We start from the raw sequence: 17895 nt of genomic DNA, 5'->3' as shown, positions 1-17895 counted from the left end.
TTTTCTTAACTCTTATAAGTTTACAAATAGTAAAAATATCATTTAATTTGATCTTTAATATTTAACTATTGTAAAACATAAGCAAATGAATAATTTTAAGCTTCTTGTAAGCATATTACTTATTTCTTTTATAAGTAACACAATTTTAGCGCAATCTTCTACTGTTTCAGGGGTGGTTAGTGATGGTAGTTTTCCATTACCAGGAGCAAGTGTTGTAATAGAAGGAACGAATACTGGAGTAAATACCGATTTTGACGGTAAATTCCGATTAAATAAACTAGCTTCAGGAAAAGTTACTTTAAAAATTTCTTTTATAGGACATATAAATAAGGTAATAACGGTGTTCTTAAATAAAGAAGAAAATAAAAATTTAGGAACTGTTATTTTAAAAGAATCGGCACAACAATTAGAAGAAGTTGTTATTACTGCGTTAGGAATTAAAAAAGAAGAAAAATCACTAGGGTATTCGGTTTCAAACTTAAAGGCAAAGGAACTAAACGAAGCTAAGGAAACTAACTTAGTGAATGCTTTAAACGGAAAAATTGCAGGAGTACAAATTACAAATGGATCTACGGGAGTAGGGTCAACATCTAGAGTTGTAATTCGTGGAGAATCTTCTTTAACTTTAGGTGGTAATGGACCTTTATTTGTAGTTGATGGAGTACCAATACATAATAATACCATTTTTGGAAGTGGTGAAAATACTGGAGGTAGTGAAATGCAAGAAGTAGATTATGGTAATGGTGCTTCAGAAATTGATCCAGATAGTGTAGAGAGTATTAGTGTCTTAAAAGGTGCAAACGCAGCAGCATTATATGGTTCACGCGGTTCTAACGGAGTTATATTAATAAATACAAAAACTGCAAAACGTAATAAGGGATTAAGTATTTCAATAAATACAGGTACTACTTTAGAAGAGGCGTTAAGATTGCCTAAATATCAAAATAAATATGGGCAAGGCTGGTCAGGAGAATTTGAATACGCTGATGGTTTAAACAATAGTTTAGGAAAAAATGATCAAGAAGATGTTTCTTGGGGGCCAGAAGCCAACGGTCAGTTAATTACTCAATTCGATAGTCCTGCAGAAGGAGGGTTAAGAGCAGGAGATATATTTTCTAGAGGATGGGTAAGAGATGCTAATGGTAAAGTAATATCACCAACGAGCATACCTAATGATGTAACAGCAACTCCTTTTACAGCAAGGCCAAATAATGTTAAAAATTTCTACAGAACAGGGCATACTACAACATTTAGTACAGCAATTGGTTTCGGGTCAGATAAATCAGGTTTTTTATTCAGCTTCGGATTGCTAGATAACGAAGGTATTATTCCCAATACTGGATTAAAAAGAAGATCATATAGAGTTAATGGAAGTATTGATGTAACAGATAAATTAAAAATTTCATTAAAATCTAATTATATAAATTCAAATAGTACTAACCGACCAAGTTCTGGATACGGTTCAGAATCGGCAATGTATATGTTTACTTGGTACGGAAGAACTGTAAATACAGATGCTTTAAAAGAATATTGGCAAAGAGGTTATGAAGGATTAGAGCAATATAATTATAATTATGCATGGCACGATAATCCTTATTTTATGTTGAATGAAAATACCAATGCTTTTAATAAACATAGAGTTTTAGGAAATATTAAATTAGAATATCAATTTTCTGAAAATTTAAAATTTCAAGCAAAAAGCGGTATGGATTATTATACTGACAGAAGAGAATCTAAAAGAGCATATAGTACTCAACGATTTTTAAAAGGTGCTTATAAAGATGAAAGGGCCGATTTTAAAGAAGTAAATACAGATTTTTTGTTTTCTTATGATAAAAACTTAAATGAAGTTTGGGGAGTGAGTGCAAATTTTGGAGGTAATCAAATGAAGCAAGAAATTAATTTTTTGTCAAATATTGCCAATGGTTTGGTTATACCAGAGCTTTATAATCTTCAAAACTCTGTATCTAATTTGGTAACAGAACAGTACAAGGAAGAAAAAGAAATTAATAGTTTATATGGTACTCTAGGCATTTCATATGATAATAAAGTATTTGTTGATATAACAGCAAGAAACGATTGGTCTTCTACATTGCCAGAAAAAAACAATTCATACTTCTATCCCTCAGCATCTGTTAGTTTATTAATGAATGAAATTTTTGAAATGCCAGCAGCGTTTAGTTTCTTTAAAATAAGAGGTTCTTTAGCTAAGGTAGGTAATGATACTTCTCCTTATAATTTAAAAACACCATATTCATACCAAACACCATATGCTGGTAATAAAACATTAAGTAGAAGTACCATATTGTTAAATGAAAATTTAAAACCAGAAATGAGTACTTCATTTGAGGTTGGTACAGATTTAAGAATGTTTAATGGAGCAGTAGGTGTCGATTTTACATATTACAAATCTAGTTCAGAAAATCAAATTATGACAGTGCCAATTACCAATACGGTTGGTTATAGTGCACAGGTAATTAATGCTGGTAAAATTGAAAATAAAGGAATTGAAGCTTTATTAACATTAAAACCAATAAGAAACGAAAACTTTGCATGGACTTCAAGTATTAACTTTTCTAAAAATGAAGGCAAAGTATTAGAATTGGCAGAAAACACAGATGTTTTAACAATGGGATATGCTTCTGTATATGGAGCAGAAACATCAAAAGTATTCGTACAGGCAAGAAAAGGAGAACGTTTAGGTAATATGTATGGAAGAAAGTTTGAACGTTATAATGGTAAAATAATTTATAAAGATGGTAAGCCGTTGGTTAATGATGAATTACAGTTATTAGGTAATTATAATCCTGATTTTTCTTTAGGTTTTAAAAATAGTTTTAAGTATAAAAATTTCGATTTTTCATTTTTAGTAGATTGGAAACAAGGGGGAACTATTATTTCTAGAACAAAACAAATAGCAACATACGCTGGTAACCTTGAGGGTTCAGAAAATAGAAACAACTATGAAGATATTGTGCCTGATGGTGTAAAACAAGTAGGTGATGAATATGTTGCTTTAACAGATGCTGATGCTGTAGGTTGGTGGACTTATTATAAACCAATGTACGATAGAAGAAATCAACAAGAAACAGGAATTGTAGATGCAACGTATGTAAAGCTAAGAGAGGTTAAATTTGGATATGATGTTCCTATCGACTTTGTACAAAAATTAGGAATGGAATCATTAAAAATATCTATTGTAGGTAGAAACTTAGGTTTATGGACACCCTCTTCAAACCCTCATTTCGATCCAGAAACGCTAGCAATGCAAGGATCTAATATTGTTCCTGGTATAGAGGATGTTTCGTATCCATCATCAAGAAGCTATGGTGTTAACTTTTTATTCAAATTTTAATTAAAAGAAACTTAGAAAATATGAAACTTACTAAAATTTTTAAAGGATTATTGATTGGTGTAATAACCACCTTTATTTCTTGCGATAATTTTGACAATATTAATATAAACCCAAACGAACCTACAACTGCTGAAGCAACATACTTAATAACTAATGCTATTTATACTTTAGGAAATCAAACTGCTACTAGTGGGTTTAACTATGCTAGTATATTAATGCAGTACCAAGGAAAGTATGATTTTAATACGATAGATCAATATAAAATAGATTCAAATAATTCACTCTGGGTTACTAACAATAGGCTTTTGGGTGATATGAATGATATTTTAAAAGAAGAAAAGGTAAATACCTCAATGAAAGCTGTAACAAAAATTATGAAAGCCTTTATAGGAGCGCAGCTTACCGATTCATATGGGCCTGTTCCTTTTTTAGAGGCTGGTGATATTAATAATTTAACACCAAAATATAATACCCAAGAAGAAATATATACGGCTTCAAATGGTGTATTAGATTTACTATCTCAGGCAGTTATTACTTTGTCTAACAGTAATGCAGCAATAACTGGTGATGTATTATTTAATGGTGATAATAATGCATGGATAAAGTTTGCAAATGTTTTAAGATTGAAATATTTACTTAGAATTAGCAATAAATATGCAAACGCAGCTGTAGAAATGAATCAGATAATTGCTTCGGGAAATATTTTTAATTCGAATGCTGATAATGCCATTTTACCATTTACTTCTGAACCAAATAATTGGTTTTTATCAAAAGTAAGAGAGGGTGATTTTAAAATATACAGTATTACAACAACTATTTTAAAAATGTTAGGGGATAGAGAAGATCCTAGAATTTCATTTTATTACAAACCTAATATGACTAATGCTTATGTAGGAATTATACCTGGTTCAAATGATAGGTCTGGTAACTATACAGGATTGGGAGATGCAATGAGAGCTGATAATGTATTAGATATGGTTTTTGCAACGTATTTTGAGCAAGAGTTTATTTTAGCAGAAGCAGCTATAAAAGGTCTTATTGATGTTTCCGAATCTAAAAAGCATTATGAAAATGCGATAACAGCTAATTTTGAATATAGAAATATTAAACTTCCTACTGATTATTTAACAAACACTTCTAAAGGACAGTGGAAAGGGACTCTAGAAAATATAATTAACCAAAAGTACTTAGCAAATATTATGTTAGGTCATGAAGCTTGGTTTGATTACAGAAGAACAGGTTTCCCTATTTTAACACCAGCCCTAAATAATACAAATTCAAACAAAATACCAGTACGATTTAAATATCCTTCAGAAGAAACATTTGCTAATAAAGTAAATAATACAGAAGCAGTTTCTTGGTTAGGAGGTAATAATTATGATGCTAAATCGTGGTGGGATAAATAATTAATAAGGTTTTTAAGATAACCTGTTGCAATTTTTATTTCACCTAGCAACAGGTTTATCAAATAACAAATATTATGCTAAAAATAAGAGTATTATTAGTGCTGTTTATTATTATACTAACAGCTTGTAGTAAAAAAAATAATAAAGAATCACTCTCTAAAAAAATAATAAAACCTAAAGTTGTTTTAATAACTTTAGATGGAGTTCGTTGGCAAGAATTATTCTCAGGAGCCGATTCATTGTTGGTTACAAATAGTAAATATGTAAAAGATACCGTTTCATTAGCTGCTGATTTTTGGAAAAATACTCCAAATAAAAGAAGAGAAACATTATTGCCTTTTTTTTGGAGCTATATAGCAAAAAATGGTGTTGTTTATGGAAATAGAAATTATGAAAACAATGTAAATCTAACCAATAATCATTGGTTTTCGTATCCAGGATATAGTGAAATTCTTTGTGGTTATGCAGATAACGAAAGGATAAAGAGTAATGATAAAATTGATAATCCTAATAAAACTATTTTAGAATTAGTAAATAATTCTAATGACTATAAAAATAAAGTAGCTGCTTTTGGTAGTTGGGATGTTTTTCCTAGTATTATTAATAGAACAAGAAGTAAAATGCATATTAATGCAGGGTTTGAAACAGCTATGAGAGAAGATGCTTCAGAAAAAGAAAAACGATTAAATAAATATCAAGCAGAAACTCCGAGTCCATGGCATAATGTACGATTAGATGTTTTTACACATAATTACGCTATTAATTATATGAAAGAAAAACATCCTGATTTAATATACATAGCCTACGGAGAAACTGATGATTTTGCACACGATGGTGAGTATGATCAATATTTAAATGCCATAAAAAGATCAGATACTTTTATTAAAGATTTGTGGGAGTTTACACAGAAAGATGTTTTTTATAAAGATAATACAACATTTATTATAACAACAGATCATGGTCGTGGTACAGAACCTTTAGAAACATGGAAACATCATGGTAATAATTTACAATACCATGGAAATACATATACAATTAAAGGAGCCGATGAAGTTTGGGTAGCTGCTTTTGGTAATGGTGTAAAAAAGCAAGGAGAAATAAAAATAAAAAGTCAGCTATATACGAGTCAAATTGCATCTACCATAGAAAAAACTATGAACATTAGTGTTTTAGGGAGTAAGGCAAATAAAAAAAGCTTACCATTCATTCAAGAATGATAAACTCAAGTTGTGTTGTTTGAATTAAATGTTAGGCAAGTTTCTCTTTATTGAAGAGAACTTGTTTTATAAAAAAAGAATATGAATTTACGTTTCATTATACAAGCCTCTTTAGCAGCATTTGGCACTTATTTTTGTATGTATGCTTTTAGAAAACCATTTACAGTAGCTACCTTTTCTAATGAGCTTTTTTTCGGTGTAGATTATAAAATTTTGCTAATCATAGCGCAAGTACTTGGGTATACCTTGTCAAAATTTATAGGTATAAAGATTATTTCAGAAATGAAATCATCAAAAAGAATGCTTGCTTTAATCGCATTCATCTTATTTGCTGAGCTAGCATTGTTGGGTTTTGCATTAGTTCCGGCACCATATAATATTTTGTTTTTATTTTTAAATGGATTACCACTTGGAATGATTTGGGGAATTATTTTTTCTTACTTAGAAGGGAGAAAAGCAACGGAATTATTAGGTGTTATATTATCATCAAGCTTTATAGTCTCTTCAGGAGCAGTAAAATCGGTAGGTAAATTAGTAATGGATAAATTGCAATTTAATGAATATTGGATGCCTTTTATTACAGGGTTATTTTTTATAATACCATTAATTTTCTTTACGTACTTATTAGAAAAATTACCAAAACCCACAGAGAAAGATAATGCGTTAAAAACAGCTAGAAAACCATTAGATAAAGAAGGGAGAAAAGAACTATTTAAGCAATTTTCAGTACCATTAATCATAATTGTTATTTTCTTTATGATGTTAACATCCATCAGAGATTTTAGAGATAATTTTGCTCGTGAAATATGGGATACCTTAAATTATAAGGATGCTGCTATTTATAGTATTTCTGAAATTCCAATAGCAATAATAGTATTAATAGTTTTGGGAATTATTGGTAGTATTACTAAAAATTATAAAGCTTTTATATTTTATCATTATGTATTGTTTATAGGGTGCTTATCTATTTTAATTTCAACCTATTTATTTCAATTAGAATTAATATCACCAATTACTTGGATGATGATTTCAGGGTTGGGATTGTATAGTTGTTATGTACCTTTTAATGGAATTTTTTTTGATAGAATGATAGCAACTTTCAAAATAGAAGGAAATGTAGGTTTCTTAATATATATAGCAGATGCTTTCGGTTATTTAGGAAGCATTTTTATTTTACTATTCAAAAATTTTGCTAAAGAAGAACTCTCTTGGTTATCCTTTTTTATCACAAGCTTATACTTTTTAGCTTTCTCAGGTTTGGGAATAACACTGTATTGCTACCATTTCTTTAAGAAAAAATATAAACAACCAGTAAAAATTAACGAATTAATATATGAACAATAAATACGATCTTATTATTGTTGGAGGAGGTGTTTTAGGAACATTTCATGCGTATCATGCTGCACAAAAAGGACTAACCGTGGCTATTTTAGAAAAAAATAGCGAACCACAAGGAGCGACTGTGAGAAATTTCGGACAAGTTGTACCTTCTGGAATGAATCAAAAATGGCAAAATTATGGAAGAGAAAGTTTAAACATCTACAAGTCCATACAAAAAGAGTTTGATATTTCGATTCGCCAGAATGGAACAGTATATCTAGCGTCAAATGAAGAGGAGGTACAATTGATTGAAGAGCTGCACCAAATAAACAAAGTGAATAATTATAAATCACAATTATTAACTAAAAATCAATGTTTAGAAAAGTATAGTGGTTTGAGAAATGATTATTGTAAAGCAGGCCTGTTTTTTCCAGAAGAAGTAACAGTTGAGCCAAGAACAATGATACATAAGTTACATTCTTTTATGACAAAAAAATTAACTGTTGCTATATATTATAATACAACAGTTATAGATGTAGAGGAACTTACAGGAGAAACAATAGCCATTACTTCTGAAGGAAAAATATATAAAGCTGATAAGATACTTGTTTGTAATGGAAGTGATTTTAAAACGCTTTATCCAAAAATTTACAATGAAAGTGATTTGATTGTCTCTAAATTACAAATGCTACAAACAAAATCACAAGGGAACTATAAATTAGATGGTTCTATTTTAACAGGATTAACAATTCGTAGGTATGAGGCTTTTGAAGAGTGTGCTTCTTGGGAAAGTATAAAGATTAAGGAAGACCCAAATTGTTTCAGTAAGAAATATGGGATACATATTTTATTCAAACAAGCATCAGATGGCTCTGTAATTATAGGAGATTCTCATGAGTATGCAGATGCTAAGGATGTAGATGATTTAGGCTTTGATTTAAAAGAAGACATAGATAATTTTATGATTGAAGAAGCGAAAAAAATCATAAATATGCCTACATATCAAATTCAACATCGTTGGGCAGGTTTTTACAGCCAATGTAAAACAAAAGATATTTTTGAACATACCATAAGTAATAACATACATATAGTTACTGGTATAGGAGGTAAAGGAATGACAGGTAGTGCTGGTTATTCAAAAGAAAATATAAATAAAATATTTAATTATTAAATGATAAAAGATACGATAAAAATGGTTGTTTTTGACATGGCAGGAACAACGGTAGATGAACAAAATGTAGTTTATAAAACATTACATAAAGCTATTGTAGCTTACGGAATTGAGACAAGTTTAGCAACAGTTTTAGAATTCGGTGCAGGTAAAGAAAAACATCAGGCAATTAAAGATATATTAAATCATTTGAATTATGAAGTAAATAATTCAAATGTGATTTTTGAAAATTTTAAAAATATGTTGAATGAAGCTTATGAGGTTCTAGAGGTAAAACCAATAAAGGGAGTACAAAAAGTAATATTAGAGTTACGATCGAAGAATATCATTGTTGTTTTAAATACAGGGTATAATAGAGAAATAGCAAGCTTATTGTTAGGTAAAATGAAATGGAAAGAAGGAGTGCATTATGATGCATTAATTACTGCAAGTGATGTAGAAGTTGGTAGACCTTATCCAGAAATGATAGAAAAGGCAATGAAAATGTTTCAAATTGATGATGCTTCCTCAGTTTTAAAAGCAGGAGATTCTGCAATTGATATAGAAGAAGGAAAAAATGCAAAATGTGGTGTAACAATAGGAGTTTTATCTGGTGCACAAACAAAAGAGCAAATAATTGTTATGAAACCAGATTATATAATTGATTCATTAGCAGATTTAAAAGTTAGTTAATTGTAAATCATTTGTATGGATAATATTTTTTTAATGTTATGTAGTTTATCATTCTTTTAAGGATGATTTTAAAGGGTAATTTTTGTTTACAAATAATATATTTTTGGGTTAATTATTAACTAATACTAAAATATTTACACATGAAAAAATTACCCTTCAAAAAATTAGTTGCATTAACTTTTGTGATTTTACTATCGAATTGTCAGAACAATATAGAAGAACAAGAAGCTGTTTTAAAGTTAGGAAAAGAAAAGTTATCTTCAAAAAGTGTGGTCAAGAAGAAAGTTTTATTATTAGGTATAGATGGTCTTCAATTTGAAAAAATGGCGAATGTATTTACACCTAATTTAGATGAATTTAATATTGTAAAAGCTTACACAGGCGGAATTAAAGGAACTATTACAGAACAAAAAACAAATAGTGGACCAGGTTGGACAACTATTCTAACAGGTGTTTGGGCTAATAAACACCATGTTTTAGATAATAGTAGTTCTTTTAAATCAGCTACAAAAAGTGTTTTTCAAAGAATTAAAGAACATAATCCAAATCTTGAAACAACAAGTATTGTTACTTGGAAAACTATCCATGACTTTTTAAGAGAGCAATTAAATTATATAGATTATAAGATTGAAGGATATGGAGATGATAAGGCAATTATAAATGGCGTAAATGAAATTAACAACCATAATCCCGATTTCTTATTTATTGATATAGATGAACCCGATTCAGTTGGTCATGGAAATGGATTTGGAGGACTTTATAATAATGCTATTAAAAAAGCAGATGAACGATTAGGTACTTTGGTAACGGCTATTAAAAATAGAGCTAAGAAACGAAATGAAGATTGGTTAATTATTTTAACAACAGATCATGGAAGACAGCTAAGCGGTTATGGCCATGGAAGCCAATCAAATTCTGAGAAAACTATTTTTATAGGAATGAATAAAGTAGGAAATGAAGAATTTACTTCATATACTTCTTCTATTCCTAATAAAGATTTTAATGGATTGTATGGGCATGTATCACAAACTTCAATAGTACCAACTATTTTAACTCATTTAGATATTCCTATTAAAAAAGAATGGCAATTATCATCAACATCATTAATAGGAAATGCAGGTGCTAGAAAGGTAATGATGAAAAATAACAATACTATTTATTGGGATTCAAATTCGTCAGGAAACATAGAAGTGTATCGTAATAACCAGTATATAAATAGCGTTAACGCATCTCAAGGATATTTTTCAGATAATGATCAGCCAGAAGGATTACTCAATTATACATTAGTTTTAAATGACCAAACAGCAACTACAACTATAAATAACTTAACGATTACTGCTGGTTTAGATTGGAATGATGATTTAAATAATAAAGCATATTTTTTTAGAGGAGATAATAAGTATGTTCGTTATAATAAAATTCTTGACAAGGCCGATAATGGCTATCCTGTAGAAATAGAAAACTCTAATTGGCCAGGTTTAGAAAGTTATAAAAATTTAATTAGTGCAGCTTTTAAATGGAATAGTTCAAAATGTATTTTCTTTTTGAAAGATGGAAGATATATTCGATATGATATGAATAATGATAGTATAGATCCAGGATATCCTTTAGAAATAAATAATTCAAATTGGCCAGGTTTAGAAGCATGCAAAAATAAAGTTAGAGCTGCTTTTAAATGGAATAATAAAAAAGCATATTTCTTTTTAAACGATGGTACATATCTTCGATATAGTATAATTAATGATAGAGTAGATTCTGGATACCCAAAACCAATTAATAATAAAACGTGGCCAGGCTTAGGAAATACAGCTAGTAAAATTACCGCAGCTGTTAACTGGAATTCAGTGCACTGCTATTTCTTTTTAAATGATAATACGTACGTGAAATATAGCAAAACATTAGATAGAGCAGAGTTAAATTACCCAAGACCGACTAATAATCGTACTTGGCCAGGACTACTTAAATAATATTTATAAAACAGGGTTATTAAATACACTAAAAATAGCCCTGTTAATTATTTTCAGAATAAAAGTAGAACACCAACATTAGACAATCTTCTTTGCTTCTATTTTCGGGAACATGTGGTAACCTTCCATTAAAATAAAGTGAATCACCTTCTGTAACGGTTACTTCTGTGTCATCTATTAAATAAGTGCATTCCCCTTTAATAACATATTTAAACTCCCAAGCATCTGTAATAACTTTTTTTCTTTTAGATCCTGGAGATACATTTAGTAATACAGCCTCAAAGCCCACCGCATTCAAACTTTTTCCGAAAATTTGAAAATAAGTAAAACCTTCAGCTTCCACTTCTTTTTCTATTAATTGTAGATTCTCCTTTTTGACGTGAATAAATTTTTCATTGGTTCTTTTTTCGACACCTTCAAAAAAAGTACTAGGATCAATTTCTAAAGCGCCAATAACTTCCAATAAAACGGGTAAAGATGGAATCGTTCTACCATTTTCAACTCTAGAAATCAGTCCGTTAGAAACACCTGCATTAGCGGCTACTTGGCTGATAGTTAGCTTTTGTTTTTTTCTGATGGTTTTGATACGTTTACCAATACCAATTAAGAAATCATTCATAGTGTAGTTTTAAACTAAAGTAAAATAAAAATTTCATTTTAGGAGGTCTAAATTTAAGATGTTTATATTAAAATAGCTTCTCTAATCTTAAAATATATTGAATATTACACTAAAGGGGTTTTGCTTTCTGTTTTTTGTGAAATCGAAAGTTGTATAAATAATAAAACCCCGATTATTTCGGGGTTTTATTATTTATAAAGAAGTGTGCAAATATTAAAAACCACCTCCAGGAGCTTCTGGACTCTGGGCTTGTGCTTTTTGTGGATTTAAAATAAGATAAGTTCCTAAAGCTGTTAAAGCAGCATATTTACCATAACCGCCTATTTTTTTTAAGGCCTCTTTTCTAGATATATTTTCACTATTATGTTTAGTTTGTTTTTTCATGAGATTGTGTTTAATTACTCTATAATAATTTTCTTATTAATTTTACCTAGGCTAGATGTTAGTTCAATAATGTAAATACCTACAGAAGTTTCAGGTAGTTGAATTACATGAACACCTGTTGATTTAAACTGGGTGCTGATAATTTTTTTCCCTAATATAGAGAACATATTTAAAGAAGCTTTATCTGTTTGTAAGCCTGTAATAGTTAAATTATTATTGGCAGATTTATAAATACTTATATTTTGTAAATCTTGTTTAATAATTAGATCATCTAATTTTTTAGATGTCGTGTGAATATAAAACTGACCAATACCTTTGATAGCCGTTTCTATTACTGTTTTATGGTTTTGTTCAGAAAGGTTAACAAATGTATTCGTTAATCTATCTTCTAAGTAAACATTAATTCCTTCAGGAAAATTTTGCGTATTAATAGAGAATGTTAATTCTTTACGACCTTCTGTTGTTAAACCAATAGGAACTACCATTGTTTCAATATTACTATTAGGTAAAGATTGAATTTCTAATTTATTTCCTTTATTATCAGTTAATAATTCTGTAAATAACTCAAAATCATTACTAACTCCTCCAAATATTTTAGAATCATAACCATTATCAAAACCAGTAGTTTTATTAGCAACATAAAATACTTTAGTTGATTTTTTACTAGTTCCGTTTTCTACAAATAATTCCAAAAACTGTTTTGGCGTTTCCCTTTTAAATGTGTCACCATTTTGGTGTGTTTGGTTAGAAGTAGCAAAAGAAACGCTATTAGTAGCAGGATTCGCGTTTGCTTCTATAAAGAAACCTTGTGCAGGTGCAATTTGAATAGGATTTAAAGCATTATGAGCTACATATTCAGTACCATTCCATAACCAAACAGTTTCTTCTGAAAGTTCAAGTGTGTTGCTTGAAGTTAACATTGCTGAACTAACATATGCTGAAAAAGGATTTCCTAATAAATTAAAACTATTTCTACTACCATTGCTAATATTCATATTAATATCAACTGTATTTAATGTTCCTGTAAATGATAGATATCCTGTGTTAGCTAATTTTACAGAATAACCTTTACCAGTTTCAATAGCTCCAGTTGAAGCTGCCGATAGATAATTCCAAGCACTTGTAAGATTATCATTATTAAAAGGAGCAATACCTATATTAGTATTTGTTCCAGAGGCAAAAGTATGATTTGGATTTGTAATGAAATCTTCAATAGTTTGACCTGCAACTGGTGAAGAAATTAAATGCCAATTGGTAGTAGGTATATTTCTTCTATATGTTACTTCTCCTGTAACTGTATTTTGTGGTATAAAAGAAGCACCAGAACTAATCGTTAAAGTATTAAAATTTACAGCTGTATTTGCTGTTGGGTAATTAGTTAAACCATTAGGAATTGTAATAATACTTGTAGCAGATGGTACTGTGTTCGTATTCCAGTTGCTTGATGTATTCCAATTATTATCAGTATTCCCAGTCCAAGTAACATAAGTATTATCAACAGTTGAGTTTAAACTTAAGTTATCAATCCAAATTCTTGTTCCATACCCCGAAATGTTTTTAAATTTTACTAAAACATTAGGATTACCATCAAAAGTATTTAAATCGATAGCTTCTTTCCTCCAATGCGCTGGTAATGTAGGAATCCAGTCATTAGCCTCGTTATCATCAACTGTTGCAGGATCATCTAATACTTCAAAAGTTTGTAATTCATTTTGATTCTTGTTGTAAACCTCTGTCCAGGTAGTTCCACAATTTGTAGAAATTAAAATAATTAAATTATCAGGACTAATAACATTAGGATCTGTTGCGTTATTATATTTAGTATATGCGATATCAAATTCCATTTTTTTATCTCCTTGATTAGAGAAGTCAAAAGGTTTTAATATTAGTTCATCTACTTTGTCAGTAGGATTATCTGCATTGTTAATAACTAAACATGAAGTGTCTCCGTTACCTGCATCACTTCTTTTCTCCCAAAGAATTTCATCATTATCAGGATTAATAATTTCCCAATCAGTAATAGGAAAAACTCCTTCAAAGTTTTCAGTATAAGGCAAAGAATTTGTTCCTTTAACTGTAATGTACGATGTTTTAATAGTGGTTGTTCCTGTACCATAAGTATTACTGGCTGTAAGTTCTACTTTATAAACACCAGGTTGACTATAAGTAACTAGTGGATTTTGTTCAGTAGCAGTAGCAGGTGTTCCTCCTTCGAATTTCCAACTCCATACAGTTGGTATTCCTGTAGATGAATCAGTAAATTGAACAGAACTTTCTTGACAAACTCCTTTATCTTCTTTTTCAAAATTAGAAATAGGTGTTTCTTTACTATCTGTTGTAATAGTTACATTATCAATCCAAATACGAGTTCCGTATCCTGATTCATTTACAAATTTTACTAATACATTAGATTCTCCTTGATAGTCATTAAGAATAACTCTTTCTTTTCTCCAATGTTCAGGTAGTGAAGGAACCCAGTCATTGGCTTCATTATTTGGTGTTCCTGGGTTATCTAAAACTTCTGTAGTTTCTAGTTCGGTATGAGTTTTTTCATACAATGTAACCCAAGTTACTCCACAATCTTTAGAAGCTAGTACTTTAAGTTTATCAGGACTGTCATTATCGAATTTAGTATAAGCTACATCAAAATAAAAATCGGTAGCTCCTACTGATAAGTCTAATGAAGGTAATAAAATTTCGTCTAGTTCACCTACAGTAGCGTTATCAGCGTTATTCATTATCATACATAAATTATCGCCGTTTCCAGCATTTCCTTGTTCAAATTCTAATCCACTATCAAAATTTCGAATCTGCCAATCAGTAGGAGGGAAGGTGCCAGAAAAATCTTCAGTAAATGATTGTGATTTAGGTGTTTTTAAAACAATAAAAGCCGTTTTAGTAACAGAAGTGCTACCGTACATGTTTGTTGCTGTAAGCGTAACATCATAAGAACCCGCACCATTATAATCAACTATAGGGTTTTGTAGGTTAGAAGTTGCTGGTGTTCCTCCTGGGAATTCCCAAGCCCAAGAGGTTGGTGTTGCGTTTGATGTATCAAAAAACTCGACCTGTTCACTACTACATAATGAGTTTCTTGTTTTGGTATAGAAGTCAGTTTCTGGAGCAACATCATTTTTTAAAGAGATAGTAACATTATCTAACCAGATTCTAGTTCCATATCCAGATATGTTTTTAAATCTAAATGTTAAATTAGAGGTACCATCATAAGCGCTTAAATCTACAATTTCTTTTCTCCAATGTGATTCTTCATTAGGAATCCAATCATTTGGAGATAATGCAGATATGGTAGTTTCTAGTTCTAAATGAGTTTTTGAGTATACTTCATTCCAACTTGTTCCACAGTCTGTAGATACTTCTACTTTTAAAATATCAGGACTATTAGCATCAAATTTAACATAAGCTACATCAAAATGCATTTGTGCTTTTGTTGCACTAGTAAAATCATAAAAAGGTAATCTTAAATAATCTTCTTCTCCTGTAATTGCATTATCTGCATTATTCATTATAATACAAGAAGAATCACCATTACCAACATCGGTACGTTTTTCCCATGATAATTTCCCGTCAGGATTTGTAATAGTCCATCCTTTAGCAGGAAAAGTACCAGAGAAATCTTCAGCAGTATCAGTTGTTGTATATTGGTCAACATCAATATAATTTACTGCTTCAGTAGTGTTTGTACCAGATGTATTTGTTACTTGTAAGGTTACTTTGTATCTACCAGCAGTACTATATGTAACTGTAGGATTTATAGCTGTAGATGTTGCTGGTGTTCCGCCTTCAAAAGTCCAAAGCCTAGAACTTGGTAAACCTGTAGATATATCATTGAAGATAACATTCTTATTAATACACACGGCAGTTTCATCACTAGTAAATATAGCCGTTGGAACTCTTGGTGTTACACCTGTTGCAATAAGGTTGTTAGGTTGCCAAAGTAAACTTCTTGGGTGTGGAGCGGTATTGGTATCTTCTAACCACATATTCATCATTGCAACTTGATCAATAGTAAACATGTTTTGACATGAAGTATTATAATCCATGTGGTTTTCTAAATTAGGATATACTCCTGGTACATTTAATACATCTCTAGTGCAGCCTTCAGAACCTAAAGTAGGAGGTGTATCATCAATACCATCATTTTCTACAGTCCATGTTCCTTCCGCTTTATTACTGCCATTAAAAGTATGTTTTAAACCAAAATAGTGTCCAAATTCATGCGTCATAACTTTTTCAAAGCCAATATTACTTTCAGAAGGGTTACTAGGGCAAGCAGAAGCTCTACCTACGTATCTCCAATTAAATACTACTCTAGGAAATGCATCTTGAACAGGTAAAAATGCATGTCCTGATTGATACTCACCTTCATCCATTCCATTAGAATGTGATACAATAAATACTTGTAAATAGTATTTACCATTTTTACCCCACCACCATTGGTCTCCTGTAATTTTGGTATCATAACCATCTTGAACAAGATTACTGTCTGCTAACCAGTTCATACCAGGATATTCTAATAAATTTCCATCAGGATCTTCTTTAGCTAAAATAAATTCAATATTCTCCATTTTACTTTTTACAGCATCAAACCTTGGATCTGTACTGTTATATCCAGGGAATTCTCCACGAAAATCTTTATTAACAACTTCCATAACGTCATTAATTCGACATTCCATATTTTCTCGAGTAACAGACCCTCCATTATTTAATACATGAAAAACAACTGGTATTTTATAGGATCCTTGTACTCCTTTTCTACTTTTTAGTTGTTTATTTTTTAAAATTGCTTTTTTGTAAGCTTCTTGTTCTTTGGGTGATAATTTCACACCACATCCAATTTCTTTTTTCTGAGCAAAAATTGCACTCATAGAAATGGTAAAGAATGTTATTAATAAAAAGTTTTTAATCATGATTATGTATTGATTTTTGTTATACTTATTTTAAGTACATTAAGTTTAATATGCTTTTTAAATCACCTTATTTGTGAGTGATATTATTCTGATAAAAAGGTAGTTAATGCATAATGATACAAAAATACCTGTGATATGAACACTTTGAGTAACTATTGAGGATATATAGTATTAGTAATAGATAATATTTAGTGGAAATCAACAAAATTGTTATGGTTTATCCATCAATTTAGGTGAATTTGTTTTTGCTGTATTTTTATTTATGAGTCAGGTATTATGTATATATGTTTGTACCTGTTTTGTTTTATTATTGATAAGTAAATTACACGACGTTAATATTGTTAAATGTGTAATTATATTTTTACAGTAAACAGTATTATTTTAACTAAAATAAGCTTACTTAATATTTATAGATATTAAGTAATTATATGTATAATAAAATTTTCAATGAATCTGAAATATTTGGAATTTTAGCTGAAGAATAATTAAAGATATAATTTTTTGCAAATAGCTAAGCTAATGGAGAGTCGATAAAACTTATTGATAAAGAGAAGTTTAATTCGAGTTAGAAGAAGAAAAAGGTATAACCACTGTTAACATATAAGTACATTATTCCAAGAGCTGTTCTTCTAATAATTTAAATGTACTTATTAAAAAATAAATTGAAATAAAATAATTTTTTTATGTAGAATTAAAAATATTGGCAGTATATTTGCAACTCAATAAACGTTGTTTGCACTTAAGTAAACAACAAATAATTTTTTATTATGCATAAAGGTACCGTAAAATTCTTCAACGAATCAAAAGGATTTGGATTTATCACAGAAGAAGGATCAAACAAAGAACATTTTGTACA

11 protein-coding genes are annotated in these 17895 nt (G+C 29.9%); 8 read left to right on the top strand and 3 right to left on the bottom strand.

All coding sequences use genetic code 11. The features are described 5' to 3' along the window. The first annotated feature begins 85 nt into the window (after positions 1-85). From H518_RS0111550 to H518_RS0111520, 7 genes are all read left to right on the top strand, one after another. Positions 86-3355 (top strand): SusC/RagA family TonB-linked outer membrane protein, encoded by a 3270-nt coding sequence (locus H518_RS0111550; protein ID WP_028889200.1) that lies wholly within the window; start codon positions 86-88, stop codon positions 3353-3355. Positions 3356-3375: 20 nt separating this feature from the next. Further along, a complete protein-coding gene (locus H518_RS0111545) occupies positions 3376-4761 on the top strand; it encodes a SusD/RagB family nutrient-binding outer membrane lipoprotein (RefSeq protein ID WP_028889199.1) in 1386 nt (461 codons plus the stop codon). Between the two features lie 74 nt (positions 4762-4835). Continuing rightward, complete coding sequence (locus H518_RS19745) at positions 4836-5978, top strand: phosphoglyceromutase (RefSeq protein ID WP_051263753.1); 1143 nt, start codon at positions 4836-4838, stop codon at positions 5976-5978. A gap of 81 nt (positions 5979-6059) precedes the next feature. After that, the gene (locus H518_RS0111535) at positions 6060-7322 is read left to right on the top strand and encodes a DUF5690 family protein (RefSeq protein WP_028889198.1); all 1263 of its coding nucleotides are present in this window, start codon (positions 6060-6062) and stop codon (positions 7320-7322) included. Further along, positions 7312-8469: a TIGR03364 family FAD-dependent oxidoreductase gene (locus H518_RS0111530; RefSeq protein ID WP_028889197.1), complete on the top strand. Its 1158-nt coding sequence runs from the start codon at positions 7312-7314 to the stop codon at positions 8467-8469. The genes H518_RS0111535 and H518_RS0111530 overlap by 11 nt, the downstream gene beginning before the upstream one ends. Continuing rightward, on the top strand, positions 8470-9141 hold the full coding sequence (locus H518_RS0111525; protein ID WP_043706873.1) for a phosphonatase-like hydrolase: 672 nt from the start codon (positions 8470-8472) through the stop codon (positions 9139-9141). Positions 9142-9281: 140 nt separating this feature from the next. Continuing rightward, positions 9282-11108, top strand: coding sequence for a hemopexin repeat-containing protein (locus tag H518_RS0111520; RefSeq protein ID WP_051263752.1), 1827 nt, complete (start codon positions 9282-9284; stop codon positions 11106-11108). Positions 11109-11151: 43 nt separating this feature from the next. Here H518_RS0111520 and H518_RS0111515 read toward each other — a convergent pair whose 3' ends face one another. From H518_RS0111515 to H518_RS21335, 3 genes are all read right to left on the bottom strand, one after another. Further along, positions 11152-11727: a helix-turn-helix domain-containing protein gene (locus H518_RS0111515; RefSeq protein WP_028889194.1), complete on the bottom strand. Its 576-nt coding sequence runs from the start codon at positions 11725-11727 to the stop codon at positions 11152-11154. Between the two features lie 213 nt (positions 11728-11940). Further along, positions 11941-12111 carry a hypothetical protein gene (locus tag H518_RS21295; protein ID WP_169720518.1) on the bottom strand — a complete coding sequence of 57 codons (171 nt, stop codon included), beginning with the start codon at positions 12109-12111 and terminating at the stop codon, positions 11941-11943. Between the two features lie 14 nt (positions 12112-12125). Next, positions 12126-17039, bottom strand: coding sequence for a PKD domain-containing protein (locus tag H518_RS21335; RefSeq protein ID WP_081411183.1), 4914 nt, complete (start codon positions 17037-17039; stop codon positions 12126-12128). A 767-nt stretch (positions 17040-17806) separates the two neighbouring features. On the opposite strand from H518_RS21335, the gene H518_RS20855 reads away from it, so the two are divergent. Then, positions 17807-17895, top strand: an 89-nt coding sequence (locus tag H518_RS20855) for a cold-shock protein (RefSeq protein ID WP_162143115.1), incomplete at its 3' end; no start/stop codon positions are given.

Origin of the sequence: Tenacibaculum ovolyticum DSM 18103 (assembly GCF_000430545.1) — a bacterium.
GTDB lineage: Bacteria > Bacteroidota > Bacteroidia > Flavobacteriales > Flavobacteriaceae > Polaribacter > Polaribacter ovolyticus.
Note: the sequence above shows the minus strand (reverse complement) of the source record. Positions and strands in the feature narration are given on the sequence as shown.

Coding starts and splice junctions, on each gene's coding strand:
- H518_RS0111550 (WP_028889200.1), top strand. CDS start 86: ATGAATAATTTTAAGCTTCTTGTAAGCATATTACTTATTTCTTTTATA.
- H518_RS0111545 (WP_028889199.1), top strand. CDS start 3,376: ATGAAACTTACTAAAATTTTTAAAGGATTATTGATTGGTGTAATAACC.
- H518_RS19745 (WP_051263753.1), top strand. CDS start 4,836: ATGCTAAAAATAAGAGTATTATTAGTGCTGTTTATTATTATACTAACA.
- H518_RS0111535 (WP_028889198.1), top strand. CDS start 6,060: ATGAATTTACGTTTCATTATACAAGCCTCTTTAGCAGCATTTGGCACT.
- H518_RS0111530 (WP_028889197.1), top strand. CDS start 7,312: ATGAACAATAAATACGATCTTATTATTGTTGGAGGAGGTGTTTTAGGA.
- H518_RS0111525 (WP_043706873.1), top strand. CDS start 8,470: ATGATAAAAGATACGATAAAAATGGTTGTTTTTGACATGGCAGGAACA.
- H518_RS0111520 (WP_051263752.1), top strand. CDS start 9,282: ATGAAAAAATTACCCTTCAAAAAATTAGTTGCATTAACTTTTGTGATT.
- H518_RS0111515 (WP_028889194.1), bottom strand. CDS start 11,727: ATGAATGATTTCTTAATTGGTATTGGTAAACGTATCAAAACCATCAGA.
- H518_RS21295 (WP_169720518.1), bottom strand. CDS start 12,111: ATGAAAAAACAAACTAAACATAATAGTGAAAATATATCTAGAAAAGAG.
- H518_RS21335 (WP_081411183.1), bottom strand. CDS start 17,039: ATGATTAAAAACTTTTTATTAATAACATTCTTTACCATTTCTATGAGT.